The following is a 26,192-nucleotide window of genomic DNA, read 5'->3' as shown; positions in this document are numbered from 1 at the left end:
CAAAAGATTTTACGTTTCACAAATATATCGTAATCAAATGGAATAGTGCAACATTTTTTATTAACACTATTTAGAATATTTCCTTTTTCTAAGGTATGTAAACAGTATTCCGAATATTACTAAAATGACTATTGGTAATCCGATAGTTATAAACTGCGCGGTTGAATAATTATCATAGACCTTTTGTTTATCTAATAATGGGAGGTCTACATCCTTGCTTCGGATGTTAATAAGTCCGTTATCATCGAGCAGGTAATTTACGCAATTCATAAGGAAACCTTTGTTGTCATAAAAATTCTTGGTCCATTTATCGTAACCCAATTCAAGAGGCTGATAATTTTGATCCAACTGGTTTTTTACAATGTCACCGTCGGCAATAACGATCATTTTTCCGGCTTTACCTTCTGTTTTATATGTAGGATCTTTAAACGGAAGAACACGGTTCTCGAAAGCAGAATGAAATTTACCTTCTAACAGTACTGCCATTGGTATAAAACCTTTAGTCAGATAGTTTTTAGGGTTAAATTCTTCGGTCACCATATCTAGTCTGACTTCTACAGGTGTACCAACTTTTTTGGATAGTTCAGACGAACGTAATAATACCGTTTTTTTGATACCATTTTTAAGGGTATCGATACCATTCGCAAAATCAAATTTAATACCGCTCATGTTTTTAACGATCGGGTTGTCTGATTCTGGATATACAAATGGAGCAAATTTCCATAAGTGCTCCTGGTATTGTGTTGCACTGCCTTCTTCACCCGAAGCCAATTTAAGTGGTGTAGCCATTTCGTCTTTAATAAGATCAGGATTTATCCTGAAACCGTATTTAAAGAACATATCATTAAGATTTAGATCTCGTGGAAAGGCTAAGGTAGAGCCTGTAGCATTATAAAGACTGTCCATTTCTATTTGTACAGCATCGATCATCCATAGGGTTTTACCACCATTAATGATGTATTGATCCAATACTTCTTTTTCGTCTTCGGAGAAAGCTTCTGTGGGCTTTGTGATTATGGCCAGGTCATAACCTTTAAGAGATTCTAAAGTACGTTGCGGACTTTTGGCTACTGAATCCAGTGTAAACGGACCTATGTAATAGCTTTCGCGTATTTGTTTAATGAAGTCTCCCATTAAAAGATCATGCATTTCACCATTGCCTTTTATAATAGCTACTTTTTTCTCTTTTTCTTTAGTTACTTTATTTATAGCATCTACAAGTGCATATTCTAAATGTTGCACAGAACTTACGACTTTCTCTGCGGTTGAAGCACCCATTAAATTTTTAAGTAATGGAATTTTAACCGTTTTTTTACCATAGTTAGCTAAAGCCCATGGGAAAACCATTTCCTGAGACTGCTTGCCTTTATCGTCAACTGTTACATTGATAGGTGTCATACCTAATTTATAAAGTTCCTGCATGGCCTGATCACGTCCTTTTTCGTCTTCTAAAGGATTAGTGAACTGGAATATGATGTTTGGGTTTGCTGCATGGAATTCTTCAAGAAGCTGTCTTGTTTCGTCCTGCAGTCTTTTAAATTCCCCTGGAAACTGCCCTTCTAAAAATACATCGATATACAAAGGCTCCTGAACATCGCCAATGATATCTAAGGTAGTGCTTGATAAGGTATAACGCTTATCATGTGTAAGGTCAAATCGCTTAAAATAATAGTTACCTGCAAAATTTACTACAAGTAAAACTACCAGTGTAACGATAAGCTGCTTAAGGTTTTTTTGTTTTCTTTGTTCCATTATCCTTTAAGAGCTTTTAATTTGTAAACAGTTAACGACAGGAATAATACAGTGATGCTTACAAAGTAGATAATATCTCTTGTATCGAGTACACCACGGCTCATACTTTTAAAATGATAATCCATACCTAAAGCTCCTATAAAACCACCAAATTCTCCTGTATATTTAGCAGCACCGGCAAATCCAAAATAAAACAGGAAGCATACAAATACAGCCGTTATAAAAGCTACGATCTGATTATCTGAAAGAGTAGAAGTAAAGATACCAATAGATGTATATCCTGCAATTAAGAATAGTAAACCAAAATAAGAACCCATGGTACTGCCCATGTCAATATTTCCTTCGGGGTTTCCAAAAGAAGATATAACTAACACATAAACAATAGTTGGTATTAAGGCTATTACAATAAGTAGTAAAGCACCTAAAAATTTTCCATTTACTATTTGCCAAATGCTTAATGGTTTAGTAAATAATAGTTCAATTGTTCCTTGCTTTTTTTCATCAGAAAAGCTACGCATGGTAACCGCCGGAATAAGGAAAATAAATATCCATGGTGATAATGTAAAGAAAGGACTAAGGTCTGCAAAGCCACTATTTAATATATTAAAGTCGCCATCAAAAACCCATAAAAACAGGCCGTTTAGCAATAAGAAAATAGCGATAACCAAATATCCTATCGGTGAACCGAAAAAGGACTTGATTTCTCTAAGTAATATTGATTTCATTTTTTTTAAATATAATAATGTCCTGGTGTTCATCCAGGCCTTCTGAATAAATCCCTGACCAGTTACCTCTTATGAAATGTGAAATGTCTAAATTATTTGCTTTTAGAAGCTCAAAGATATACTCTTTTTTATATGCAACATTAGCCTCTTTTACGGTTTTATCCATAAGAGAATAATTTCCAAAATTAAATTTGAAGTTTTTTGTTCCCTTAGAAGACATAGCCTCCTGACTTTCATTATCTAAAATAAAAAAGGTTGCAAAACAAACGCTGTCAGTTTTTAAGACTCTATTTATTTCTTTTATATAATTTTCTACATCTTCAGAAAGCATATGGGTAAAAACCGAAGTTAGAAATACAAAATTGAAATAGTTATTAGGGTAGGGAAAGGTTATTTTTGAAGCATGATCGTTTGTACTGGCATTATAAAGTTCATTTTTCAAAGGAATCCATGTGAAATTAAAATTTGGATAACGATTGGAAATGTTTTTATTACACCATTCTACTCCTTGTTTTACAATATCAAAACCTTCATAAGTACCATTCTTATCAAGGAAATTAGTAAATGGAATAGCCATACGGCCAATACCTGAACCAATATCCAAAATGCTGCTTTGAGGAGTTAAATTACCATAATTTTTAAAATGCTTAAAGAACGTTTCACCAGTTGCCAGAAAATCACCACGTCCTATAAATATTTTTCCTTTAGGAGGTACTAAACTTTTTTTATCCCTAAAAAGATCAATAGGCAAATATACCATTCTTCTCGCTGTATATCTTAAATTTACAGGGAGTGCGTAGTATAGTTTTCTTACTAATGAATTCATTATTTATTATTTTTATTGTAAGCTAACCAGTTTATCTACACTCCAGGCTTCTGCTTTTTGCCTGAATAACTGTTTAGTAAATGCCCAGACTTCAATGAATAGTTCCGACTTACGGTAGTTTTCAAGATCTGCTTCAGTTTCCCAATAGCTATAAGTGAAAAATATTGTAGGGTCGTTTTTATCCCTATATAACTCTAAGAAACGGTTGCCTGGAAAATTTCGTATATTTTGCTTAACTTCTTCAAAATTATCAAGAAAGGCATCTACCTTATCTTCATGAAACCCCATCTTTACTATTCGTACAAACATACAGTTTTTTTGTTTTATATATAATCTAAAATATCAAGGGAGCTCGCCTTTAGAATTGCCCTTTTAATTTGAAAAATCTATTTGAATTTAACGTTTATAACATCCCTGAATTTAAGGCCCAATAGTGTTTTTGCAGTTCCAACTGTAGAGGGGTTACTTCTATATATAGCGATTTCAATAAAACCAGCCTCATTAAAAATTGCCAATTTTTCGCCTTCGTAATCTTTAAGCGCAAAACGTTCATTTACTGTAAAATCAGAATATCCTTTTCTTACCGATTTGATTGTTTTTGTACTAAAGGTAATTTCAAAATCACGCCCCTTAGCAATTTCTTTTACCAACTTTTGGGATATATTAGTTACACAGTTGCCAAAATGATCTATATAAGCCACATAACCCTTAATAGAGTTGTTATCTGCTGCGACTACAGGCACAAGTTCGTTCATTTCTTTAATTTCAGAAATTTCTTTACCTATAACACTCAGTGAACCGCCTTTTGCAATATGGCAGGCTGCAGTTACAAAAACATCCATTTCTGTAGAGCCGGAAGGCAGGCGGTCGTGTATGTTTATTTCTACAATTTTTTGCGGAACGATTTTCTGAGTAAGCATACTGAGTATTCCATTATCTGCACAAATAAAATAATGGTCATTCCATTGCATAGCTATATGCCTGTTTTCTTTAGTTAATTCGGCATCTACACCAATGAGGTGTACCGTACCTTTTGGAAAGCTGCTATAAGCCGCACCAATAATGTAACTGGCCTCAGATACATTGAATAAATCGATATCATGGGAAATATCAATAATCACGGCGTCATTGAAACCGGAAATAATTTTCCCTTTCAAAGCGCCTACAAAATGGTCTTTGAGTCCAAAGTCAGTTGTAAGGGTAATTATTGACATAAAATTGTGTAAAACTTTTACAGAAGCGAGATTTAATTTCACTAAATTTGATTGCAAAGCTAATAATTATATAGCTATCATTTCTAATTAAAATCAACTGCTTTTGAACGAGAGAACGATTGAACTGACAGACATTGCCCCTAAAGATTTTTGGGGAGCACAGGATTCTCATCTTGACACCATTAAGAAGTATTACCCAAAACTCAAAATTGTTGCCCGTGGCACTACCCTGAAAGCTTTTGGCGAAAAGGAAATGCTGGACGAATTTGAAAAAAGGTTTAAAAGACTAATGTTGCATTTTTCACGATACAATAATATTGATCTCAATGTTATTGAACGTGTAATTCATGGCGACAATAGTACGATGGAGCAAATGAGCCCAAATGATAAAATTTTAGTGCATGGTTTAGGTGGTAAGCTTATAAAGGCGCTTACTCCAAATCAGCAGAAGCTGGTTGACTACATGGGCCAAAACGACATGGTATTTGCTGTAGGACCTGCCGGTACCGGTAAAACCTATACGGGTGTAGCATTAGCTGTAAAAGCACTAAAAGACAAGCAAGTGAAGCGAATCATATTAACCCGTCCTGCTGTAGAAGCGGGGGAAAATCTTGGTTTTCTTCCGGGAGATATGAAAGAAAAGCTGGATCCTTACATGCAGCCGTTATATGATGCACTGCGTGATATGTTACCGCCTTTAACCCTTGAAGATTATATTTTAAAAGGTATAATCCAGATAGCACCATTAGCTTTTATGAGGGGACGTACACTGGACAATGCTTTTGTAATACTTGATGAGGCACAAAACACGACGCATTCGCAAATGAAGATGTTTTTAACGCGTATGGGTAAGAATGCTAAATTTATGATTACCGGAGATCCCGGGCAGGTAGATTTACCACGCAGAACCATATCCGGACTTAAAGAAGCATTATTAATACTTAAAGATGTAGAAGGTATTGGTATACTGTATCTTGATGACAAAGATATTGTGCGCCACCGTCTTGTTAAGAAAATTATAGATTCTTATAAGAGTATCGAAAATCATGATTAAACCGTTGAAGGAATACGCATGAAACAATTTATATATTTATTGATTGCTATTGTTTTTGAAACTATTGCTACGTCGGCATTAAAATCGTCTGAACAGTTTACAAAATTAATTCCAAGCTTAATAACAGTTGCTGGGTACTTAACAGCTTTTTATTTTTTAAGTTTAACCTTAAAAACTATGCCGGTAGGTATCGCATATGCAATTTGGTCTGGTATTGGTATTGTTTTAATTACAATTGCAGGAATATTTTTATTCAAACAAAAGCCCGATTTACCAGCTATGATAGGTATGGCACTTATTATTGCAGGTGTTGTAGTAATAAATGTCTTTTCAAAAACGTCCAGTCATTAAATATAAAGTACTGATTATGTAATGAAAGGTTTTAGAAATGTGATTTCTCATATTTCTAAAACCTTTTTATTTTTAAAAAATTCATCGTAAAAAGTAACGTTGAGAGGTTAGCAAACTCTTTTTTAAAAATCAAATTAACTTTCTTATTTTTGCAATTGTAAAAACGCAAATACTAAACGATGAATACCATCACATCCACTGATTTCAATTTCCCGGGCCAAAAATCGGTTTACCGAGGTAAAGTAAGAGAAGTATATAATATAAACGACGAACTATTGGTAATGGTAGCAACAGACAGGCTTTCTGCTTTTGATGTTGTTATGCCAAAAGGTATTCCTTACAAAGGACAAATACTTAACCAGATCGCTACTAAATTTATGCGTCTTACCGAAGATGTGGTACCTAACTGGCTTATTGATACGCCGGATCCTAATGTTGCTGTAGGTCACCTTTGTGAGCCTTTTAAAGTAGAAATGGTTATCCGTGGCTATATGTCAGGCCATGCTGCCCGTGAATATAGTGAGGGCAAAAGAATATTATGCGGAGTAGAACTTCCAGAAGGAATGAAAGAGAATGATAAATTCCCTTCACCAATCATTACACCAACAACTAAGGCTGAGAATGGTGAACATGATATGGATATTTCACGTGATGCTATTTTAGCTAATGGTATAGTATCTGAAGAAGATTATGTTATATTAGAAAAATACACTCGTGCTCTTTTTCAAAAAGGAACTGAAATAGCTGCATCACGTGGATTGATATTAGTAGATACCAAATATGAATTTGGTAAAACTAAAGATGGAAAGATCTTATTGATTGATGAAATACATACTCCTGATTCTTCGCGTTACTTTTATGCAGAAGGTTACCAGGAACGTCAAAATAAAGGTGAAGGTCAAAAACAGCTTTCTAAAGAATTTGTTCGTCAGTGGCTTATAGCTAATGATTTTCAAGGTAAAGAAGGCCAGGTTATACCTGAAATGACCGATGAATACATTGAAAGTGTATCAGAAAGATATATAGAATTATATGAAAAAATAATAGGTGAGAAGTTTGGTAAGGCCGATATCTCAAATATTAATGAAAGAATAGAAAAAAATGTGCTTGCATTTCTTCAAAAATAAATAGCCTAAAATTTTATTGAAACCACCTTATTTTAAAGGTGGTTTTTTTATTTATATATGCAAGCATAGTAAGATTATAAATGTTAAATATATGTTAAAATAAATATTTACTGTAACGTTTACATGGATGTGAGCGTCTATTACTTTAAACGATCTAATCAATCTAAAAAAAATCATCAATCAATCAAATCAATCATCATGAAAAAATCAATCATTTATTTAGGCCTTGCTCTTGTAGCATTTAGTAATGTAACAATTGCAAACAATGTTGAAGCTACCCAAAAATTTGAGTTAGTATCAGGGTACAAAACAAACACACCACTTGGAATGGCAATTGCTAAAGGAGATTTAGTAACTGTAAAAAAACTTATCGAGTATGGAGCGTCTGTACATGAAAAATCAAACGGTTTAACACCTCTAATGATAGCAGCACGCTATAACAATGTAGAGATCATTAAATTGTTACTTGAAAAAGGCGCAGACGTAAAAGCAAAAGACGAAAAAGGAATTACTGCCTTAAAATATGCAGAAGCTTCAAACTCTAAAGAAGTTGTTGCATTACTTAAAACAGCGCTAAGTTCTTAATCAAGTCTTAAAAAAGTAAAAAAAGCATCCGCCACGGCGGATGCTTTTTTTTTTAGGCTTTGAAATAAGAGAAAGTTTCTTCGTTTTCCATAGTCAATAATGTCTCATAAATAAGTTTGATTACATTCTCAACATCATCTCGATGTACCATTTCGACTGTTGTGTGCATATAACGTAACGGCAGCGATATAAGAGCCGAAGCCACTCCGCCATTGCTATAAGCAAAAGCATCAGTATCTGTCCCTGTAACTCTTGACGATGCTAATCTCTGGAAAGGTATTTCTTTTTTATTTGCAGTATCTATAATAAGTTCTCTAAGGTTGTTTTGTACAGCAGGTGCATAGGTAATAACCGGGCCTTTTCCTATTTGTGTTTCACCTTCAATACGTTTATCAATCATAGGTGTTGTGCTGTCATGGCATACATCAGTTACAATAGCCACATTAGGTCGAATAGTTTTCGTAATCATCTCTGCACCACGCAGACCAACTTCTTCCTGCACCGAATTTGTTATGTAAAGGCCAAAAGGTAATTTCTTTTTGTTTTCATGAAGGAGGCGTGCTACTTCAGCAATCATAAAACCACCAATACGGTTATCAATGGCACGGCATACAAACTTATTTTCGTTTAAGATTATAAATTCGTCTGGATAGGTAATAACGCAACCTACATGTACACCAAGATTTTCTACTTCTTCTTTTGTTGAACAGCCTAGATCAATAAAAATATTTTCAATTTTTGCTGGCTCTTCTTTACTACGGTTACGTGTGTGTATAGCCGGCCATCCAAATACACCTTTTACAATACCATTTTTTGTATGAATGTTAACTCTTTTAGAAGGCGCAATCATATGATCAGAACCGCCATTACGAATAACATAAATTAATCCGTTTTCTGTAATGTAATTTACATACCATGATATCTCGTCACTGTGTCCCTCTATTACTACTTTATAAGGAGCTTCAGGATTAATAATACCTACAGCTGTACCATACGTATCTGTAATAAAAGTATCAACATAAGGTTTAAGATATTCCATCCATATTTTCTGACCTCCGGATTCATATCCGGTAGGGGAAGGGTTGTTTAAATATTCTTCTAAAAAGGCAATTGAAGTATCGTTTAGTATAGATTTTGATGACATAAATTTATTTTTTTGCTAAATTATAAATTTGATAACAGAGTTATGTATTATTGTATATTTTTGGGATAAATTTTTTCAATCAATGAAAACACAATTTTACATTTTCATACTATTATTAACTGCTTTCGGAGTTAAAGCTCAGGAAGTTGTTACAGACACTATTAAAGGTTCTGTGACGGACTCTATTGTTTTTAATGTAGAGATGCAGGAACTTGTAATTTCGAATGTAAAAGATACAATTTCAGCCGAAGAAAGAAAAAATCTAGCTTTGCTTAAAAGAAGGACTCTAAAAGTATATCCGTTTGCTAAAACTGCTGCCGAAAGACTTACTCTGCTTAGTGTAAACATGTCTAAACTGAAAACAGAGAAGGAAAAGAAAAAGTATTCTAAGATTGTTGAGCGATACCTTCAGGACGAGTTTGAAGGTCAGCTAAAAAAACTTTCGAGAAAGGAAGGTCAGATATTAGTAAAGCTCATATACAGGCAGACAGGTGAATCTACTTTTGATCTGATTAAAGAACATAAAAGCGGGTGGAAAGCTTTTTGGTCCAATCGGATTGCAAAAATGTTTGATATAAATCTTAAATTAACCTACAGTCCTTCCACTGTACCGGAAGATTATCATATAGAAGGCTTTTTAATACAGGCATTTAGAGCTGGAAAGCTAGTAAAACAAGACCCGGCATTCGCAATAAATTATACAGCTATTACCAAAAACTGGAGAGAAAAAAACAAGAAGGATTAATTATATTTTATATAATTGATTAAATCATAGTAGGGGTTTTAACATTTTAACTGTTTAAAGTGTGTTAATCAACCAAACCTTTACTATGAAAAATAAATTACTCTTTTTAGCCGTTTTTTTATTGCTTACCCTTAACGGATTTTCACAGGCAGTTGCTAATCCTGCTCCAAACATTCAACAATGTGGTTTTGAAGTTTTTAATCTTACGGTACAAACCCCTATTATTTTAGGAAATCAAAACCCTAATGGATTTATTGTTACTTATTATAAAACCCAGGCTGATGCTGCAAATGGTACAAACCCTATAGGTAATCCTACTTCTTTTGTTTCTCCACAGCAGCAAACTATTTTTGCTAAGGTTACAAATACCACAGATGGCAGTACTGCGATTACAGTTTTCCAGATAAACTGGTCATCAGGGATTTTCCTTCCGGATATGCCAAATGTAACTGCGTGTGAATTTTATACATTACCTGCTCTACAACAAGGGAATTATTTTACAGGAGCAAACGGGTCAGGACAAATAATTACTATTGGTACTGTAATTACTCAGACACAAACTGTTTATGTGTTTGCTCAAAGTGGGGTGTGTACAGACGAAAGTAGTTTTGTTGTAACTATTTTAGCGCCTCCAACAATGCAGACAACACCGTTATATGCATGTGATCAAAATGGTGATGGTTTTGAAATGTTTAATCTTAGTGATATAGTACCACAAATTATGGGTGGTGTTACAGACTTTACAACATATTTTTTCTTAACCCAAGCCGATTCAGAAAATACTAACAACGCTATTATTAACTACGATGCTTTTGTAAATACAGTTGCAGATTCACAAACATTATATGCAATGATCATACACGGGAACTGTACATGGTTGGTTCCATTTCAAATAAGCGCAATTGAATGTACAGGAAATAGTATATCTGGTTTTGCTTCACTAGATCTTGATGGAAATGGGTGTGACTTATTTGAAGCAGCAGCTGCTAATATGCCTGTTTCTTATACTCATGATAATATTGTTTATACAACTTATACCAATGCAGATGGCCATTATAAATTTATAAATGTTCCTGATGGTGTAAATACCGTTACTGCCAGTCCTGCAAATATGTATACAGCAACTCCGGGTTCTTATTCTTTCACAATGCCGGCAGTTGAAGAGGATGCGAATTTCTGTATTTCACCTTCAGAAATTATAAATGAAGTTAGTGTGGCACTTGTTCCAACAAGTCAGGCGCGACCTGGTTTTGCCGCAAGCTATATTATTTTCTATGAAAACCTAGGCACTGTAACAGCAAATGGAACTATTTCATTGCAATTTGACAGCAGTAAACTAACATTCGTAAATACCTCACCTGCAATGGTTCTGTCCGGCAATACATTGACTTTTACTTATTCAAATCTGCTTCCTTTTCAAACAAAAAACATATTACTAAACTTTACAGTTAAGCAGCCACCGGTTGTTAACGGACAAGATGTATTAGTATTTACTGCAACAATTAATCCTGCATCAGGAGATTCTAATCCTGTAAATAATACATCTGTTTTAAATCAGATTGTTGTAAATTCTTATGATCCAAATGATATAACCGTTCGTGAAGGCAAGTATATCACCGAAGAGCAGGCAAATGAATACCTAAATTATGTAGTTCGTTTTCAAAACACGGGAACTGCTGATGCAATTAATATTCGAGTTACTAATACACTTGATGAAAACCTAGACTGGTCTACTTTTCAGCCTATAGCAGCAAGCCATGATTATAAAACGAATCGTACAGCTAATGAAGTTGAATTTTTATTTGATAATATTCATTTAGCAGATAGCTTAAGTAATGAACCGGCAAGCCATGGATATATCATTTATAAAATAAAACCAAAAGCAGATATTGCTCTAGGTGATATTATGGCAGCACAAGCACACATCTACTTTGATTTTAATCCAGCAATTGATACAAATACTGTAACAACTACGGTACAAAATGTTGCTGGTGTTAAAGAAAATACTCTTATAAATTTCATGATATACCCTAATCCTGCGTCAGGTAGCGTAAACTTAAAATTGAACAATATTAGAGGGACACTTTCCGAGGTTGTTATTGCAGATGTTTTAGGGAAAACAATACTTACCAGTTCAATAGAGAATAATGAGGCTGATATAGATATTTTATCCTTAAGAAGCGGGGTGTATTTTATAACTATAAATATGCAGGGAACAAAATCAACAAAAAAACTGATAGTAAAATAAACTATTAACTAGAAACATAAAAAATGCCACAGATAACTGTGGCATTTTTTATGTTTTATTTTTTCGTCTTAACCTCTGGTTGTTCTATTTTCTTTTTGTAAAGTGGAATAAAATAAGAGACTGTATAATTAAAACCTACACCAAAGCTACCATCATAAGTACGGTTAAAACCGGGAATGTAAAGATTATCAAAATTATTAGGTTTCTTATCTGTAAATAGAATATTTAATCTAACACTGAAGCCTAAAAACAGATTGTCATAAACTTCTGCTTTTATACCACCTATAAGTTCCGCCCAATGCGCTGTAAGGCTGCTATATTTTTGATTTGGATATACTGTTACTTCATCAAAATATGGGTTTTTATCATATATTGTATAGGAGTTAAGATTTTGACTAAACGATGAAAAGCCATAACGAATGCCAGTATAGATCATGTTTTCCATGTCAAGCCAGTTTTCATAAGCATTATAGTCAAAACCTATTTTAAAATAACTGCCTTTAGTCGTAAAGTTAACCTGATCGTCATCAATAGTAAAATCTACAGTACCTAACTCTCCTGCAGCATATATTTTTTTTGTAAGTCTATAATCTGCTACAGCTTCAAAGCCTCTGAATTTATCATCATAAAGAGAACGGCTTAGTCTATGAAGATCTACACCTACACGGATACCATACCTGTCTGATTTTACAGGAGGCGTAACAACTGCAGTACTGTCTGCCTTTTTTTCCTGTGCAGATACAGAAAATGACGCAAGCAATAATAGGCTATAAATAGATCTTGATATGTGCTTCATTTTCATCTTCTATGTTATATTTTAATACATCAAAACCAGATACAGGTATCCAAAGACCATCTTTTCCCGGGCCGGGGATGTCAATTGCGTTTTTTTCTTCTGTATCAGGATCAAGTGTAAAAGTTGTTTTAAAACCACAGGCACGAGAAACGTATGTGTTTTTAGTTTGATAATTAAATTCCAATATGTCTGTATTCATAAATGTACCAGCCCCTGTTATCTGTTTGTATGTTAAATACCATTGAGTAGTATTTGCATCTACTTTTAAAGGCAATTTCATAGTTGCCTTGTTAGTGATACTATCTGTTTTAGTTGAACCTAAGACATAGAATTTTACATCAACATTTTTTGGTAATGTAGGACTATCTTTTTGATAAAACTCAATGACAATACTTGGAGTAGTAGGAGTAACACAGATATCATCTTTCTCACAGCTTAGCAAGTATGTAGAAATAATAAGTAAGAGTACTATAGAAACTATTAGTCTTTTCATATGAAAGTACCTGGTTTAATTATCTTTTTTCCAAAAGTACGACATTTTCCACATGGTGTGTTTGTGGGAACATATCTACAGGACGTACACGGGTAACTTTGTATTTTTCGTCCATTAAAGCAAGGTCACGAGCCTGAGTAGCTGAGTTACAGCTAACATATACTACTTTATCCGGAGCAATTTTTAATATCTGCTCTACAACATCTTTATGCATACCATCGCGTGGAGGGTCGGTAATAATAACATCCGGCTTGCCATGGGTAGCAATGAACTCTTCGTTAAATACTACTTTCATATCTCCTACAAAGAACTCACAGTTTGTAATGTTATTACGTATAGCGTTTTCTTTAGCATCAGCAATAGCTTCAGGTACGGCTTCTACACCAACCACCTTACGGGCTTTTTTAGAAACAAACTGTGCTATAGTTCCTGTCCCTGTATAAAGGTCATATACCAGTTCGTTACCAGTTAAACCGGCAAAATCGCGGGTTATGCTATAAAGCTCATAAGCCTGATCTGAATTTGTTTGATAAAATGACTTAGCATTAATACTAAATTTAAGTCCTTCCATTTCTTCAAGGATGTAATCACGTCCTTTATATAAAATAATATTCTGATCGTATAATGTATCGTTCGCCTTGCTGTTTACTACATATTGTAATGAAGTAATGGAAGGGAAGCGCTCTGCAAGAAAGTTTAATAATAGCTCTCTTTTATCTTTATCATCCTCAAAAAACTGTACCAATACCATGATCTCGCCAGTTGAAGCCGTACGGATCATAAGCGTACGCAATAAACCTTCGTGATTTCTAGGATTAAAAAACGAAAGATCATGAGTGTTTGCAAACTCCCTTATTTCATTACGAATATCGTTACTAGGATCTTCCTGTAAGCTGCAATGTGTTATGTCAAGAATTTTGTCCCAGGCTTTTGGAATATGGAATCCTAGGGCATTACGATTGTCAAATTCTTCACCGCTTTGTATCTCGGCATCCGTCATCCAACGGGCGTTAGAAAAAGAGAATTCCATTTTATTACGGTAAAAAAACTGCTTTTCTGATCCGGCTATAGCTTCAAAATCAGGAAGGTCTACTTTACCAATACGTTTCAGGTTATTATAAACTTCCTGGTTTTTATAGAATAACTGCTGAGAATATTCCATATTTTGCCATTTACAGCCTCCACAGCTGCCAAAGTGACTGCATACAGGCTCTATTCTATGTTTAGAAAATTCGTGGAATTTTATGGCTTTACCTTCGTAATATGATTTTTTCTTTTTAAAAGTCTGTATATCTACTACATCACCGGGAACCACATTGGGTATAAAAATTACTTTCCCATCGGGTGCTTTAGCTACTGATACACCTTTTGCACCGGCATCCAGTACCGATATATTTTCAAATACTATCTTGTCTGTTTTCTTTCTTCCCATTCGGCAAAAATAAGGTATTATTATAAAATTTAAATATTTTTGTAATGAATCTCATTAAACAAATTTTATGCCTGTATACTTAGCCCTTCTTCGCGGCATTAATGTTAGCGGAAAGAAAATTATAAAGATGGAAGATCTGCGGAAATTAATGTCATCTGAAGGCTTTGAAAATGTAAAGACATATATACAAAGTGGTAATGTTATTTTTAAAAGTTCAGAAAACAGAAAAGACCATCTGGCCAGATCAATTGAAGTTATAATTGAGGAGCATTATGGCTTTGATGTCTTGGTATTTATCCTGGAAATTAAAGATTTAATAAAGGCTGTTGATAATAATCCTTTTGTTGAAGGCAGGGTCGAAGAAGAGGCTGGATTTAAGAAAATATATGTGACTTTTCTTTCTGAAAAACCATTAGCAGAGAATTTTAAAAAATTAAAAGAGGCACCAATAGCAAATGATCTTATAGAAATTATAGATGATATTCTTTATTTTAAGTTGGAATCTAGAGCATCAGATTCTAAGCTATCAAATAATTTAATTGAGAACAAACTAAAAGTAAGAGCTACTACACGTAATTGGAATACTACTCTAAAATTACTTTCTTTAATGGAAAATCCCTAAGCAATTGCTTTTAATTTTAATTTTTTGTTAAAGTATATTTTAAATATTCAATGAATTTGTAATTTAGGTATCCATTAAATAAAGCAATAATTATAATGAAAAGAAATGCAACGGCCGTTTGGAAAGGTTCTCTTAAAGAAGGAGATGGAAAAATCTCAACTCAAAGTAACGTTTTAAATAATACTCAGTATTCTTTTAAAACCCGTTTCGAGGATGGTAACGGTACAAATCCGGAAGAGCTTGTTGCAGCAGCACATGCAGGCTGTTTTACTATGCAGCTTACAGCTTATATTAACGAGGCTGGTTTTAGTGTAGACAGTATAGAAACAAAGTGCGATATCGATTTTCAAAATGGAAGTATCGTGGGTTCGCATCTTTCTATTGTAGGTAAGGTGAGTGGTATTGAAACTGATGAATTTCAGTTATTGGTAACTAAGGCAGAAAGAAATTGCCCTATATCAAAATTACTAAATACGGCTATTACATCTTCCGCCACATTGGTAAGGAGTTAAGTTCATTTTTTGATTTCATAGTAAGCCCCGTAAAGGGGCTTTTTTTATTTTCAGCTTCACTTTAAAGAAATAAAAACATCTATATTTGAACCACTAAATTTATATTATGAATCGCTTCGACAGGATAACGGCAATACTTATACAGCTCCAGTCTAAAAAAGTAGTTAAAGCTCAGGACCTGGCTGATAGGTTTGACATAAGTTTAAGGACTGTTTATCGTGATATACGTACCCTGGAAGAAGCCGGAGTTCCTTTATATGGAGAGGCGGGTGTAGGTTATTCTATTGTAGATGGTTATAGACTTCCACCAATTATGTTCACTCAGGAAGAGGCGATGGCTTTTTTAACTGCTGATAAACTGATGGAAAAGTTCACAGATAGTTCCCTTCAAAAAAACTTTAGTTCAGCGATGTATAAAGTGAAGTCGGTTCTACGCGGAACTGAAAAGGATTTGGTTGAAAATCTTGAAGAACAGATCATAGTAAAAGACAGGGTTAGGAATAATACTCCACCGGGTAACATACTGGATGTTTTACTTAAAGCTATTGCCGAAAAGAAAAATGTAAGAATGATTTATCGTGCTTTTGGTAATGAGGATAACAGCGAACGGACAATAGAGCCGATAGGTATTTTTCACGAACATGAGAATTGGTATACCATTGGCTATTGCCATTTAAGAGACGCTTACAGGCAATTTAGAGCAGATAGGATTATTGACATTAAACTTACTGAAGACACTCAACAGGAGCGTACATCTTTAAAAGAATTTCAGGCACTCAAAGAAGACATGAAAGCTAGCTTTACAATGCAAAAAGCAGTAATTCTCGTAGAGAAGAATATAGCTCTTTACTTGCAGGAGCATAGGCATTATCATGGATTTGTTTCAGAAGTTATAATAGACCAACATGTTGAAATGACTTTCTTAACACAATCAATAGAATATTTTGCACGATGGTTTATTATGTTTGCCGATCAGGCAGAAATAATTGAACCTCAATCTTTAAAAGACCAGGTAATGAAAATATTTGAGAAAATATTGAAAAAAAATCCACTTGCAAAAAACACTGTTGACATAGGGTTGTCATAAACCATGATTTAATTTGTACTATAAAACTAATTAAACCACATTATTATGGAACTTATCAAATTATTACAAAAAGAAATGGATCAGGAAGCACTAACAACCCGTAAAATGCTTAGCCGTGTTCCGGCAGATAAATTTGACTGGCAGCCACACCCAAAAAGCATGACACTTAAACGTCTTGCTGCTCATGTTGCCGAATTACCTGGATGGGTAGAGATGGTTATTGATACTGACGAGCTGGATTTTGAAAATAACCCTTACACACCTCATGAGGTTACTACAACAGAAGAGCTTTTAGCTTATTTTGAAGACTCACTTAAAAAAGGGAGAGAAGCTTTAGCACGTGCTGATATTAAGAATTTCACCAAAGAATGGGTATTGAGGAGCGGTGAGCAGATATATAGTACAGATACAAAATATGAGGTAATTAGAATGTCTTACTCTCAAATCATACATCACAGGGCACAATTAGGTGTTTATTTAAGATTACTTAATATACCAATTCCCGGTAGCTATGGCCCAAGTGCAGATGATGTGAGTTTTTAAAGATAATATACTCAACAGTAAGCCCCATTTTAAGCAAATGGGGCTTTTTATTTGCATTTACCTTAAATTAACCATAGGATTATTTTATTTTTAGTAATTTGCATGCTCATAGGATGATTTCTCTCCATAAGCAGGAATTGCTATTTGAAAACAAAAATTACAATTTAATGTCAGTTTTAGAAAAATTGAATTCGGCCGATGCCATTGCTTTAGAAGACAAATACGGAGCTCACAACTACCACCCTTTACCAGTGGTTTTAAGTAGAGGTGAAGGCGTATATGTATGGGATGCAGAAGGGAAACAGTATTATGATTTTCTTTCAGCTTATTCTGCTGTAAATCAAGGACATTGTCATCCAAAAATAGTTGGTGCTATGATAAACCAGGCACAAACGCTTACGCTTACTTCTCGTGCTTTTTATAATGACAAATTAGGGAAGTATGAAGAGTTTGTTACAAAGTATTTTGGTTTTGATAAGGTTCTGCCAATGAATACAGGTGCTGAAGCTGTTGAAACCGCTATTAAACTTTGCCGTAAATGGGCTTATGAAAGAAAAGGAATAGCAGAGCATGAAGCTAAAATAGTAGTTTGTGAAAACAATTTCCATGGTAGAACTACTACAATTATTTCATTCTCAAACGATGAGAATGCAAGAAAGAATTTTGGACCTTACACGGAAGGATTCATTAAAATACCCTATGACGATATTGAAGCATTGGAAAATGTCTTGAAATCTGAAAAAAATATAGCTGGATTTCTTGTAGAACCTATTCAGGGAGAAGCAGGTGTATATGTACCGGCTGAAGGTTATTTAGCAAAAACTAAGCAACTGTGTAAAGATCATAATGTTCTTTTTATTGCAGATGAAGTACAGACAGGTATTGCAAGAACAGGAAAGCTGCTTGCAGTAAACCATGAAAATGTACAACCTGATGTACTTATATTAGGTAAAGCACTTTCAGGAGGAGCATATCCCGTATCTGCAGTATTGGCTAATGATGACATAATGAATGTTATTAAACCAGGCCAGCATGGATCAACTTTTGGAGGTAATCCAATAGCAGCAGCAGTTGCTATTGCAGCTTTAGAAGTTGTTGAAGATGAAAAACTTGCTGAAAATGCAGAAGCAATGGGACAACTTTTCCGAAAAAAAATGAATGAATATATAGCTAATAGTACGATAGCTACTTTAGTGCGTGGAAAAGGATTACTTAATGCTGTAGTGATCAATGATACCGAAGACAGTTCTACTGCCTGGGATATATGTATGAGCTTAAAAGAAAACGGACTTTTAGCAAAACCTACACACGGTAATATTATTCGTTTTGCACCGCCATTAGTAATGAATGAAGAGCAGCTTTTAGACTGTGTGAATATTATAACAAAAACGCTGTCTGCGTTTGAAAAATAAACCAAACAAATAATTTTATTAACTAATTAAATCACTTATTATGGAAGAAAAATCTTCTTTTGAATCTTTTGAATTACAATTTAATTCTGTTGCGCAGGGCTTTTTAAGAGAAACAGCTAAATGGGCAAAATTCCTATCTATTGTTGGCTTTGTAGTTATTGGCTTAATGGTTTTAGGTGCATTGGCAATGTTTGCCATAGGCGGTAGCAGCAGTCAAATGGGGGCTATGGGCGGTAGTATGGGAATGATGGGGGCTTTAGGAGCAGCTGCCGGATTTATATATCTTCTTATTGCTCTTCTTTATTTTTTCCCGGTACTTTATCTTTACAAATTTGCAACTAAAGCCACTAATGCACTAAATAGTAATAATACTGAAGAGTTAACTTCTTCACTTGAAAATCTTAAATCACATTATAAGTTTATAGGTATATTAATGGCTATAATGCTTATTGTATATGCATTAATATTTATAATTGCTATAGTTGCAGGCGTTGGAGCTGCAATGTAATTAAAAAACATTTTTTTATTGAATCCTCATGCCTGCAAAAGGCATGAGGATTTTTTATTGTGAAGATTATTACTAAATTTGAAAACAATAATAAGAGTTTATGAAAACCATATATATAATTTTATTTTTTGCAGCTGCTTTTGTAGCCTTATTTGAACAGTCTAAAACACAGCCTAATAAAATTATAATGATTTTATGCATTGTGGTTTTTATGTTCGGTCTTATGCGTTTGATGTCTAAAGTTCCCGGCAAGGGGCAAAATAATAATGAAGAGGATGGGATTTAATATAGGAGATGAAGTCACGGTTCTCGACGATTCTTTCGGAGGTCGTGTAAAAGGCTTTAAAGGGGCACAGATTGTTATTGAAACCCACGAAGGATTTGAGCTTTCTTTTGACGAAAAAGAACTAATTAAAATACACAATGCAAACGAGTTAAAATCTTTTATATCTTCTCAAAGTTTAGGTACCGTACTTAAAGAAAAAGAAGAACCTAAGAAACGTAGTTTTGTAAAAGAAAAGAAATCAAAAAAGGATGATTTTGTATTGGAAGTAGATCTTCATATAGAAAAATTAGTACCCAATAAGAGGGGTATGTCAAACTATGATATACTTACTTTACAATCTGATACGGCAAAACGCCAGCTCGAATTTGCAATAAAGAACAGAATGCCTAAAGTAGTTTTTATTCATGGTATAGGTGAGGGGATACTAAAAGCTGAACTCGATTTCCTTTTGGGAAGATATGAAGGAATCAGTTTTAGGGATGCCGATTATCAAAAATATGGTTTAGGCGCTACTGAAGTATATATAAAACAAAATCCAAACAGGTAATTCAACCTAAATTAAAGTATAAAAAAAGGCCTGCTTTAAGCAGGCTTTTTTTTATGTTTAGTAAATACCAAATAAATAATTTTCTGTTGAAGCAGGAATGACATCTGACAATTTAAATGTTTCATTTAGATTTTTCACATTAGAAAAAATAACGTCTTTCAAACGAATCTCGTGAACTAATGTTCCTCCAACCCCAGCTGTAGTAGTTATAATAAGCTGTCCTGAACTTGCCTGCCAGTGTTGTTTTACGACTGGTGTTGTTATTGTATTACAAATATAATCGTTTGTTACAGTACTCTCAAAAACTTTAAAAATAACAAGATTAGGATTTGCTATACCTTTTAAGTCTATTGGCTTTATAGTTGGCTCAGTAGGAAAGGTCCCTGCCGGTAAAGATAATATTAATGCTTCGTTAAGCTGATTGGTATAGATCAATCCATTAGCTCCACTACACTGCTTTACAACAGGTTTATCAGCTCCCTGTGGTACAAAGTTAAAAACAATATTAAGTTTACTATCTACTGTGCCAAAAAGATTATCATTTATAGTTATTGTTTCCCCGCCTTTTGTAAAAGTTACGTTTTTAAGGGTAATTTGATGTGTAAAACCCGTAAGCTTCCCATTGGGCAATTTTGTTTCCCTTGTTATTATAGACAATTGACCCTGACCTTTCCATTCGTCAATTACGCTAGGTGTAGCAGGTGGTATTTCATTACATAGTGTTTCATTACTCACTTTACCTGTGTAGTTTCTATAGGTAATACTATTACCAGTACCAGTTATAGTAACGAAACGTTCAATATCTTTTCCTGTTACAGGATCCAGCGTTGAAACATTTACTAATGCTGACGGACTAAGTTCAAGTATCAAAACTTCAGTATCTTTAATTTTGAATAGTATATTACTATCAGGACAGCTTTCTGATGTGGCTGATCTGAAATCGAAGGTTTTGAAAGTCATGTCGCCATCATCACATCCTAATACTAAAATTAAAGTAGCAATAAGTCCTAAAATCTTTTTCATAGAGATATATTTTGAACAAAAATAATCTTTTTAATCAGTTAGTGAAACGTTTTCTAAGTGCTTTCCATTAAAATATGATTACAAAGAGTTTTTGAGTAATTTTGCAGGGATGAAAAAAGCATATCTAGATAATGCCTCGACTACGGCATTACGTCCCGAAGTTATACATGAAATAACGAATATACTTGCCGAAAATTATGGCAACCCATCTTCTACACATAGTTTTGGCAGAAGCGCTAAAGTATTAGTAGAGACTTCCCGAAAAACTATAGCTTCTCTTATAAATGCAGAGGCAAGAGAAATATTATTTACTTCTTGCGGAACAGAAGCCAATAACTGGATATTAAGAAGTGTAGTTAATGATAAAGGAATAACGCGTATTATAAGCAGTAGAATTGAACATCATTCTGTTCTTACAACAGTAGAAGAGTTAGCCAGAGAAAATAAAGTAAAAGTTGATTATGTTAACCTCCTTAAAGATGGCAGCGTAGATATCACACATCTTGTACAATTATTATCTGATAATATTCCAACGCTTGTTAGTCTTATACATGTAAATAATGAAACTGGTACCGTGCTTGATATAGAAAAAACGGGGAGGATATGCAAACAGTATAATGCACTTTTTCATACTGATACGGTGCAATCTATGGGTAAAACCAAATTTGATATGCAAAATCTTCCTGTTGACTTTTTAGTAGCAAGCGCTCATAAATTTCACGGCCCAAAAGGTGTAGGTTTTGCTTTTATACGTAAAAATACAGCTTTAAAGCCAATGATTTATGGCGGAGAGCAGGAGAGAGGTCTTCGTGCAGGAACTGAAGCATTGCATCAAATTGGCGGAATGGCTAAAGCTTTAGAGTTATCTTATACTAATCTTGAATCAGATAAAGAACATATTACTTCACTAAAAGAATATCTGTTAAATGAGCTGGAAATTTATTTTCCCGGATTTAAAATAAATGGAGGTACTGATGGACTTTTTTATAATCTTGCAAACATCATGTTGCCGTTATCAACAGAGAAAACATCAATGATATTATTTCATCTCGATATGAAAGGAATAGCAGTATCCAGAGGAAGTGCATGTCAGTCCGGAAGTATAAAACCTTCACATGTTCTAAAAGAAATACTATCGGATGAAGACATTAAAAAACCATCATTACGAATCTCTTTAAGTCATTTAAACACGAAAGAAGATATTGATATGTTGATTGAAGCTCTTAAGACTGTATAAGATTGTTTTAATCTCTAACTATAATAAAATTAAAATCCTCCGTTCTGAAATATTCAAAACGGAGGATTTGTTTATAATTATCCAGGTTTATTCTTTTTTTTCTGCTGCTATATTAATAGCCTGAACTACGTCATTATCAGGAGTAATTGAAAAACTTATAAAATCGATTATCCATTTATTATCTTTCTTTACAACACGACTTACCATTCTCCATGGGATATTCTGAGTAAAGACATCCATATTAAACTGGTCTACAATAACAGCGCTTTGATTGTTTTCATCAAACATCATCTCCCGCCTATCAACTTTATAATCAATTGTTCCAATTGCCGGATTGTTCAATTTTAAATTCAGGTAGTTAATAAAACTAGGCTGACTGAATATCTCTGTTGGATCTGTACCACAATAAAGCCCGTTTATATCAATAAAACTTTTTACGTCTTCTATTTTCTTATTTTTTATTGTTTCATGGAATTTATCCATAAATGCTGCTGTTTCAATGCGTATACTATCTGTATCCACAGTTACTGTTGTTCCATCTGTATTGGTAGTCGTCTTGTTTTTATCATTACAGCTTACCAAAGTTGATAACGATAGTACTAAAGCAAGTAAGGTAAGAGTTCTCTTCATAAGTAAATAAAGGTTGTTAATTGTGTTGACTAATGTAATCATTTTTAAAAATAGGTTAGTGATAATTTGTCAATATTGCTTCTTTTTATTAAAATAACCGCTTATTATTAGCGGTTATTTTAATATTTAAAAGGTTATATTTTTACTTTAGATTTACTTGTCTATTCTTTTGAAATTCAGATCCTGGAAATCAAAACTAAAATCGATACCAGGGGATATACCTTTCATTTTTATACCCTGAGCTTTTCCTTCTTCATCAAGAGTGAATAATGCAAAAGCGTCGGCATTCATGTTTTGATATTCCCATTTAATAGCAAATGAATTAGCCTTGTAAAAATACATAGGTCCGTTTAATTTTGGAGAACGGTATGACTTAAACCAAAGCTGTTTGTCTTTCATGAAAATCTCTACTTTTCCAAACCATCTGTCTTCGTAAACTCCAACATAATCCTGAGTACTTACTTTTTGTTTAGACGATTTTTTTACGGTTTCCCAAACTTTATTAGTTACATCATCGCTCTGATTCTGCATACCCTGCAACATTGTAGAGTACCTTTCAACCCAGTTTAATTTATCAAGACCTAAATAACTATCAAGAACAGTTTGAGTAACTGCTTCAAAAAGACCTGCTCCGCCTTCTGCAGTATTTGTAAGTATTACAACACCAAGATTAAGATCAGGTATCATCGTTGTTTTAGAAAGCATACCAGGTAATCCTCCTGTATGAGACACACACAATGTTCCTTTAATGTCTTCGACTCCCCATCCTAAACCATAACCTGCGAAATGAGAATTATATCTAGGACTGGGACTTACTTCGAGTACAGTATGTATTCTCCACATTTCACGTTGGCTTTCTTCTGTAAAAAGATGCTTTTTTAAATCAGAACCATATTTTCCCTTGTTAAGATGCATAAGCATCCATTGACTAATATCATCAACATTAGAATAAATACCTCCGGCTGCGCCATTTACCATATCGTTAAAACTATTCAACTGTTTCAGCTTTCCTTTTGCCTCATCATGTGGCAAAGCAAGATTAGCGGTGTTTTTAATCATTCCTAAACTAGCATATGAATTATCCATTTCTAAAGGAACAAATATGCGTTGCTGTATAAATTGCTCCCATGTCATACCACTTGTTCTTGCAATAATCTCACCAGCAATAACATAAAGAATGTTATCATAGTCAAATTTTGTTCTAAAAGCCGACTGTGGTTCAAAATATTGAAAAACAGTAAGTATATCTTTCATTTTAAAATCGCTTCCATCAGGAAAAAACATTAAATCACCAGCTCCAAGACCCAATCCGCTACGGTGGGTAAGGAGATCCTGAATATTAAAATTCTGAGTAACGTAATCATTGTACATTTTAAACTCAGGAACATGGTCTATTACCTTATCATTCCAGGAAAGTTTACCTTCTTCAACCAATATAGCAAGTGCAGCAGCAGTAAAGGCTTTACTGTTTGAAGCTATAGCAAATTGAGTATGTTCGTTAACTTTCTCTCCAGTGTTGATCGATTTTACGCCATATCCTTTACTATGTACTATTTTACCGTCTTTAACAATAGCTATCGCTGCTCCTGCTACGTGAAATTTTGAAATAGCATCTTCCATCAAATTATCAACTTCGGTGGGAGTAATCTGTGCAAATGCACTCTGACAAATTATAAACAGGAATAAAAATCTAATTTTCATATTTTTTTTGATTGATGGTAAAGTAAATAAAAAAAAATCTGCTTTGAAAAGCTCAAAGCAGATTTTATATAATAAACAGTTATAAACTGTAAAGAATCAATTAAAGGTGAATTACTTCATCATAAGCAGCTGCAGCTGCTTCCATGATAGCTTCACTCATTGTAGGGTGGGGGTGAACCGATTTAATGATTTCGTGAGCAGTAGTTTCAAGTTTTCTTGCTACAACAGCTTCAGCGATCATATCTGTAACACCAGCACCAATCATATGGCAACCTAACCATTCGCCATATTTAGCATCAAATATCACTTTTACAAAACCGTCAGGAGTACCTGCAGCTTTAGCTTTACCTGAAGCAGAGAATGGGAATTTACCGATTTTAAGTTCGTATCCTTTTTCTTTAGCCTGTTTCTCTGTTAAGCCTACAGAAGCAATTTCAGGTGTAGCATAAGTACAGCCCGGTATATTACCATAGTCAAGCGGTTCAGTATGAAGACCTGCTATTTTTTCTACACAAAGAATACCCTCAGCAGAAGCTACGTGTGCTAAAGCCTGTCCAGGAACAACATCGCCAATAGCATAGTAGCCAGGAATGTTAGTTTGGTAGAATGGGTTAACCAAGATTTTATCCCTGTCTGTAGCAATACCAACTTCTTCAAGACCGATATTTTCAATGTTAGATTTGATACCTACTGCAGATAATAAGATATCAGCTTCAAGAATCTCTTCTCCTTTAGCTGTTTTTACAGTAGCTTTAACGCCTTTTCCTGAAGTATCTACTTTCTCTACAGATGAGTTAGTCATAATGTTGATACCTGACTTTTTAAGCGAACGCTCAAATTGTTTAGAAATATCCTCATCTTCTACAGGAACGATGTTTGGCATAAATTCTACGATAGTAACCTGAGTACCCATCGAGTTATAGAAATGAGCGAACTCAACACCGATAGCTCCAGACCCTACAACGATCATCGATTTTGGCTGTTCCGGAAGTGTCATTGCCTGACGGTAACCGATAACTTTTTTACCATCCTGAGGCAGGTTTGGCAATTCACGTGAACGGGCACCCGTAGCAATAATGATATGATCTGCGCTATATTCAGTCACTTTACCGTCTTTATCGGTAACGTCCATCTTTTTGCCTGGCTTAACTTTACCAGTACCTTCTATAACGTCAATTTTATTTTTTTTCATAAGGAACTGTATTCCTTTGCTCATACCATCGGCAACGCCACGGCTACGTGCAATAACAGCACCAAAATCTTTATCAAATTCATTAACGGTAAGTCCGTAATCGGCAGCATGTTTCAGGTAATCAAAAACCTGAGCACTTTTAAGAAGTGCTTTTGTAGGGATACAACCCCAGTTAAGGCAAATACCTCCGAGGTTTTCTTTCTCTACAATGGCTACTTTAAAGCCTAACTGTGATGCCCTTATAGCAGTTACATAACCGCCCGGGCCGCTGCCTAAAACAATAATATCGTATTTCATCAGTGTATAATTTGCGATTTAATTTGCGTCTACGAAAATAAGTATTTATTTGCTTATTCTAAAATGTTTCTTCTGTCTGTTGGTAATCTGTATGATCATAAAG

General features: G+C 34.2%; 28 protein-coding genes. 15 read left to right on the top strand and 13 right to left on the bottom strand.

Annotation, left to right across the window (positions count from 1 at the left end; genetic code table 11):
- Positions 1 to 66 precede the first annotated feature (66 nt).
- From gldG to EPI11_RS09770, 5 genes are all read right to left on the bottom strand, one after another.
- Entirely contained in the window at positions 67 to 1,752 is a 1,686-nt protein-coding gene (gene gldG / locus EPI11_RS09790) for a gliding motility-associated ABC transporter substrate-binding protein GldG (RefSeq protein WP_128389784.1), read from the bottom strand.
- Complete coding sequence (gene gldF, locus EPI11_RS09785) at positions 1,752 to 2,477, bottom strand: gliding motility-associated ABC transporter permease subunit GldF (RefSeq protein ID WP_128389783.1); 726 nt, start codon at positions 2,475 to 2,477, stop codon at positions 1,752 to 1,754. The genes gldG and gldF overlap by 1 nt, the downstream gene beginning before the upstream one ends.
- A complete protein-coding gene (locus tag EPI11_RS09780; RefSeq protein WP_128389782.1) occupies positions 2,458 to 3,303 on the bottom strand; it encodes a class I SAM-dependent methyltransferase in 846 nt (281 codons plus the stop codon). The genes gldF and EPI11_RS09780 overlap by 20 nt, the downstream gene beginning before the upstream one ends.
- 12 nt (positions 3,304 to 3,315) lie before the next feature.
- Positions 3,316 to 3,612 carry a putative quinol monooxygenase gene (locus EPI11_RS09775; RefSeq protein ID WP_128389781.1) on the bottom strand — a complete coding sequence of 99 codons (297 nt, stop codon included), beginning with the start codon at positions 3,610 to 3,612 and terminating at the stop codon, positions 3,316 to 3,318.
- Between the two features lie 77 nt (positions 3,613 to 3,689).
- Complete coding sequence (locus EPI11_RS09770) at positions 3,690 to 4,517, bottom strand: SAM hydrolase/SAM-dependent halogenase family protein (protein WP_128389780.1); 828 nt, start codon at positions 4,515 to 4,517, stop codon at positions 3,690 to 3,692.
- Positions 4,518 to 4,620: 103 nt separating this feature from the next.
- Between EPI11_RS09770 and EPI11_RS09765 the strand changes: the two genes are divergently transcribed.
- The 4 genes from EPI11_RS09765 to EPI11_RS09750 all read left to right on the top strand — a co-directional run bounded on the left by EPI11_RS09765 (position 4,621) and on the right by EPI11_RS09750 (position 7,634).
- Entirely contained in the window at positions 4,621 to 5,571 is a 951-nt protein-coding gene (locus tag EPI11_RS09765; RefSeq protein ID WP_128389779.1) for a PhoH family protein, read from the top strand.
- 18 nt (positions 5,572 to 5,589) lie between these two features.
- A complete protein-coding gene (locus EPI11_RS09760; RefSeq protein WP_128389778.1) occupies positions 5,590 to 5,922 on the top strand; it encodes a DMT family transporter in 333 nt (110 codons plus the stop codon).
- A gap of 179 nt (positions 5,923 to 6,101) precedes the next feature.
- Positions 6,102 to 7,049: a phosphoribosylaminoimidazolesuccinocarboxamide synthase gene (locus EPI11_RS09755; RefSeq protein WP_128389777.1), complete on the top strand. Its 948-nt coding sequence runs from the start codon at positions 6,102 to 6,104 to the stop codon at positions 7,047 to 7,049.
- A gap of 198 nt (positions 7,050 to 7,247) precedes the next feature.
- Positions 7,248 to 7,634, top strand: a complete 387-nt coding sequence (locus tag EPI11_RS09750; protein WP_128389776.1) for an ankyrin repeat domain-containing protein — start codon at positions 7,248 to 7,250, stop codon at positions 7,632 to 7,634.
- A 52-nt stretch (positions 7,635 to 7,686) separates the two neighbouring features.
- On the opposite strand, the gene EPI11_RS09745 is transcribed toward EPI11_RS09750, so the two are convergent.
- Entirely contained in the window at positions 7,687 to 8,778 is a 1,092-nt protein-coding gene (locus EPI11_RS09745) for a M42 family metallopeptidase (protein WP_128389775.1), read from the bottom strand.
- 82 nt (positions 8,779 to 8,860) lie between these two features.
- On the opposite strand from EPI11_RS09745, the gene EPI11_RS09740 reads away from it, so the two are divergent.
- Complete coding sequence (locus tag EPI11_RS09740) at positions 8,861 to 9,523, top strand: DUF4294 domain-containing protein (protein ID WP_128389774.1); 663 nt, start codon at positions 8,861 to 8,863, stop codon at positions 9,521 to 9,523.
- 85 nt (positions 9,524 to 9,608) lie between these two features.
- Entirely contained in the window at positions 9,609 to 11,771 is a 2,163-nt protein-coding gene (locus EPI11_RS09735) for a DUF7619 domain-containing protein (RefSeq protein ID WP_128389773.1), read from the top strand.
- Between the two features lie 55 nt (positions 11,772 to 11,826).
- Here EPI11_RS09735 and EPI11_RS09730 read toward each other — a convergent pair whose 3' ends face one another.
- Genes EPI11_RS09730 through rlmD form a run of 3 tightly spaced genes read right to left on the bottom strand, consistent with a single transcriptional unit; the run spans position 11,827 to position 14,492 of the window.
- Positions 11,827 to 12,573, bottom strand: coding sequence for a DUF6048 family protein (locus tag EPI11_RS09730; protein WP_394343637.1), 747 nt, complete (start codon positions 12,571 to 12,573; stop codon positions 11,827 to 11,829).
- The gene (locus tag EPI11_RS09725; RefSeq protein WP_128389772.1) at positions 12,539 to 13,060 is read right to left on the bottom strand and encodes a DUF6452 family protein; all 522 of its coding nucleotides are present in this window, start codon (positions 13,058 to 13,060) and stop codon (positions 12,539 to 12,541) included. The genes EPI11_RS09730 and EPI11_RS09725 overlap by 35 nt, the downstream gene beginning before the upstream one ends.
- Before the next feature lie 19 nt (positions 13,061 to 13,079).
- The gene (gene rlmD, locus EPI11_RS09720; RefSeq protein ID WP_128389771.1) at positions 13,080 to 14,492 is read right to left on the bottom strand and encodes a 23S rRNA (uracil(1939)-C(5))-methyltransferase RlmD; all 1,413 of its coding nucleotides are present in this window, start codon (positions 14,490 to 14,492) and stop codon (positions 13,080 to 13,082) included.
- Between the two features lie 67 nt (positions 14,493 to 14,559).
- Here rlmD and EPI11_RS09715 point away from each other — a divergent pair, with 67 nt between their 5' ends.
- The 8 genes from EPI11_RS09715 (at position 14,560) to EPI11_RS09680 (ending at position 20,009) form a co-directional block, all read left to right on the top strand.
- Positions 14,560 to 15,114, top strand: a complete 555-nt coding sequence (locus EPI11_RS09715) for a DUF1697 domain-containing protein (protein WP_128389770.1) — start codon at positions 14,560 to 14,562, stop codon at positions 15,112 to 15,114.
- A gap of 95 nt (positions 15,115 to 15,209) precedes the next feature.
- Positions 15,210 to 15,626, top strand: coding sequence for an OsmC family protein (locus tag EPI11_RS09710; RefSeq protein WP_128389769.1), 417 nt, complete (start codon positions 15,210 to 15,212; stop codon positions 15,624 to 15,626).
- A gap of 106 nt (positions 15,627 to 15,732) precedes the next feature.
- On the top strand, positions 15,733 to 16,713 hold the full coding sequence (locus tag EPI11_RS09705; protein ID WP_128389768.1) for a helix-turn-helix transcriptional regulator: 981 nt from the start codon (positions 15,733 to 15,735) through the stop codon (positions 16,711 to 16,713).
- 45 nt (positions 16,714 to 16,758) lie between these two features.
- Complete coding sequence (locus EPI11_RS09700; protein WP_128389767.1) at positions 16,759 to 17,256, top strand: DinB family protein; 498 nt, start codon at positions 16,759 to 16,761, stop codon at positions 17,254 to 17,256.
- Positions 17,257 to 17,423: 167 nt separating this feature from the next.
- On the top strand, positions 17,424 to 18,668 hold the full coding sequence (rocD, locus tag EPI11_RS09695; protein ID WP_128389766.1) for an ornithine--oxo-acid transaminase: 1,245 nt from the start codon (positions 17,424 to 17,426) through the stop codon (positions 18,666 to 18,668).
- Between the two features lie 40 nt (positions 18,669 to 18,708).
- Positions 18,709 to 19,176 (top strand): DUF5362 family protein, encoded by a 468-nt coding sequence (locus tag EPI11_RS09690; RefSeq protein ID WP_128389765.1) that lies wholly within the window; start codon positions 18,709 to 18,711, stop codon positions 19,174 to 19,176.
- 100 nt (positions 19,177 to 19,276) lie between these two features.
- On the top strand, positions 19,277 to 19,462 hold the full coding sequence (locus tag EPI11_RS09685) for a hypothetical protein (RefSeq protein WP_128389764.1): 186 nt from the start codon (positions 19,277 to 19,279) through the stop codon (positions 19,460 to 19,462).
- Complete coding sequence (locus EPI11_RS09680) at positions 19,452 to 20,009, top strand: Smr/MutS family protein (RefSeq protein ID WP_128389763.1); 558 nt, start codon at positions 19,452 to 19,454, stop codon at positions 20,007 to 20,009. Before EPI11_RS09685 ends, EPI11_RS09680 begins: the two co-directional genes overlap by 11 nt.
- Positions 20,010 to 20,066: 57 nt before the next feature.
- On the opposite strand, the gene EPI11_RS09675 is transcribed toward EPI11_RS09680, so the two are convergent.
- Positions 20,067 to 21,032, bottom strand: coding sequence for a hypothetical protein (locus EPI11_RS09675; RefSeq protein WP_128389762.1), 966 nt, complete (start codon positions 21,030 to 21,032; stop codon positions 20,067 to 20,069).
- A 109-nt stretch (positions 21,033 to 21,141) separates the two neighbouring features.
- Here EPI11_RS09675 and EPI11_RS09670 point away from each other — a divergent pair, with 109 nt between their 5' ends.
- Positions 21,142 to 22,269 carry a cysteine desulfurase family protein gene (locus EPI11_RS09670; RefSeq protein ID WP_128389761.1) on the top strand — a complete coding sequence of 376 codons (1,128 nt, stop codon included), beginning with the start codon at positions 21,142 to 21,144 and terminating at the stop codon, positions 22,267 to 22,269.
- 87 nt (positions 22,270 to 22,356) lie between these two features.
- Here the strand turns inward: EPI11_RS09670 and EPI11_RS09665 are convergent, their stop codons facing one another.
- From EPI11_RS09665 to lpdA, 3 genes are all read right to left on the bottom strand, one after another.
- A complete protein-coding gene (locus EPI11_RS09665; RefSeq protein ID WP_128389760.1) occupies positions 22,357 to 22,899 on the bottom strand; it encodes a nuclear transport factor 2 family protein in 543 nt (180 codons plus the stop codon).
- Positions 22,900 to 23,052: 153 nt separating this feature from the next.
- Positions 23,053 to 24,600: a serine hydrolase gene (locus EPI11_RS09660; RefSeq protein WP_241657604.1), complete on the bottom strand. Its 1,548-nt coding sequence runs from the start codon at positions 24,598 to 24,600 to the stop codon at positions 23,053 to 23,055.
- A 100-nt stretch (positions 24,601 to 24,700) separates the two neighbouring features.
- The gene (gene lpdA, locus EPI11_RS09655; protein ID WP_128389759.1) at positions 24,701 to 26,089 is read right to left on the bottom strand and encodes a dihydrolipoyl dehydrogenase; all 1,389 of its coding nucleotides are present in this window, start codon (positions 26,087 to 26,089) and stop codon (positions 24,701 to 24,703) included.
- Positions 26,090 to 26,192: the final 103 nt, after the last annotated feature.

It is taken from the genome of Flavobacterium cerinum (assembly GCF_004028155.1).
Lineage (GTDB): Bacteria > Bacteroidota > Bacteroidia > Flavobacteriales > Flavobacteriaceae > Flavobacterium > Flavobacterium cerinum.
Note: the sequence above shows the minus strand (reverse complement) of the source record. Positions and strands in the feature narration are given on the sequence as shown.

Excerpts from the sequence above, each read along its gene's own strand:
- gldG (WP_128389784.1), bottom strand. The coding sequence starts at position 1,752 with ATGGAACAAAGAAAACAAAAAAACCTTAAGCAGCTTATCGTTACACTG.
- gldF (WP_128389783.1), bottom strand. The coding sequence starts at position 2,477 with ATGAAATCAATATTACTTAGAGAAATCAAGTCCTTTTTCGGTTCACCG.
- EPI11_RS09780 (WP_128389782.1), bottom strand. The coding sequence starts at position 3,303 with ATGAATTCATTAGTAAGAAAACTATACTACGCACTCCCTGTAAATTTA.
- EPI11_RS09775 (WP_128389781.1), bottom strand. The coding sequence starts at position 3,612 with ATGTTTGTACGAATAGTAAAGATGGGGTTTCATGAAGATAAGGTAGAT.
- EPI11_RS09770 (WP_128389780.1), bottom strand. The coding sequence starts at position 4,517 with ATGTCAATAATTACCCTTACAACTGACTTTGGACTCAAAGACCATTTT.
- EPI11_RS09760 (WP_128389778.1), top strand. The coding sequence starts at position 5,590 with ATGAAACAATTTATATATTTATTGATTGCTATTGTTTTTGAAACTATT.
- EPI11_RS09755 (WP_128389777.1), top strand. The coding sequence starts at position 6,102 with ATGAATACCATCACATCCACTGATTTCAATTTCCCGGGCCAAAAATCG.
- EPI11_RS09750 (WP_128389776.1), top strand. The coding sequence starts at position 7,248 with ATGAAAAAATCAATCATTTATTTAGGCCTTGCTCTTGTAGCATTTAGT.
- EPI11_RS09745 (WP_128389775.1), bottom strand. The coding sequence starts at position 8,778 with ATGTCATCAAAATCTATACTAAACGATACTTCAATTGCCTTTTTAGAA.
- EPI11_RS09740 (WP_128389774.1), top strand. The coding sequence starts at position 8,861 with ATGAAAACACAATTTTACATTTTCATACTATTATTAACTGCTTTCGGA.
- EPI11_RS09735 (WP_128389773.1), top strand. The coding sequence starts at position 9,609 with ATGAAAAATAAATTACTCTTTTTAGCCGTTTTTTTATTGCTTACCCTT.
- EPI11_RS09730 (WP_394343637.1), bottom strand. The coding sequence starts at position 12,573 with ATGAAAATGAAGCACATATCAAGATCTATTTATAGCCTATTATTGCTT.
- EPI11_RS09725 (WP_128389772.1), bottom strand. The coding sequence starts at position 13,060 with ATGAAAAGACTAATAGTTTCTATAGTACTCTTACTTATTATTTCTACA.
- rlmD (WP_128389771.1), bottom strand. The coding sequence starts at position 14,492 with ATGGGAAGAAAGAAAACAGACAAGATAGTATTTGAAAATATATCGGTA.
- EPI11_RS09715 (WP_128389770.1), top strand. The coding sequence starts at position 14,560 with ATGCCTGTATACTTAGCCCTTCTTCGCGGCATTAATGTTAGCGGAAAG.
- EPI11_RS09710 (WP_128389769.1), top strand. The coding sequence starts at position 15,210 with ATGAAAAGAAATGCAACGGCCGTTTGGAAAGGTTCTCTTAAAGAAGGA.
- EPI11_RS09705 (WP_128389768.1), top strand. The coding sequence starts at position 15,733 with ATGAATCGCTTCGACAGGATAACGGCAATACTTATACAGCTCCAGTCT.
- EPI11_RS09700 (WP_128389767.1), top strand. The coding sequence starts at position 16,759 with ATGGAACTTATCAAATTATTACAAAAAGAAATGGATCAGGAAGCACTA.
- rocD (WP_128389766.1), top strand. The coding sequence starts at position 17,424 with ATGTCAGTTTTAGAAAAATTGAATTCGGCCGATGCCATTGCTTTAGAA.
- EPI11_RS09690 (WP_128389765.1), top strand. The coding sequence starts at position 18,709 with ATGGAAGAAAAATCTTCTTTTGAATCTTTTGAATTACAATTTAATTCT.
- EPI11_RS09685 (WP_128389764.1), top strand. The coding sequence starts at position 19,277 with ATGAAAACCATATATATAATTTTATTTTTTGCAGCTGCTTTTGTAGCC.
- EPI11_RS09680 (WP_128389763.1), top strand. The coding sequence starts at position 19,452 with ATGGGATTTAATATAGGAGATGAAGTCACGGTTCTCGACGATTCTTTC.
- EPI11_RS09675 (WP_128389762.1), bottom strand. The coding sequence starts at position 21,032 with ATGAAAAAGATTTTAGGACTTATTGCTACTTTAATTTTAGTATTAGGA.
- EPI11_RS09670 (WP_128389761.1), top strand. The coding sequence starts at position 21,142 with ATGAAAAAAGCATATCTAGATAATGCCTCGACTACGGCATTACGTCCC.
- EPI11_RS09665 (WP_128389760.1), bottom strand. The coding sequence starts at position 22,899 with ATGAAGAGAACTCTTACCTTACTTGCTTTAGTACTATCGTTATCAACT.
- EPI11_RS09660 (WP_241657604.1), bottom strand. The coding sequence starts at position 24,600 with ATGAAAATTAGATTTTTATTCCTGTTTATAATTTGTCAGAGTGCATTT.
- lpdA (WP_128389759.1), bottom strand. The coding sequence starts at position 26,089 with ATGAAATACGATATTATTGTTTTAGGCAGCGGCCCGGGCGGTTATGTA.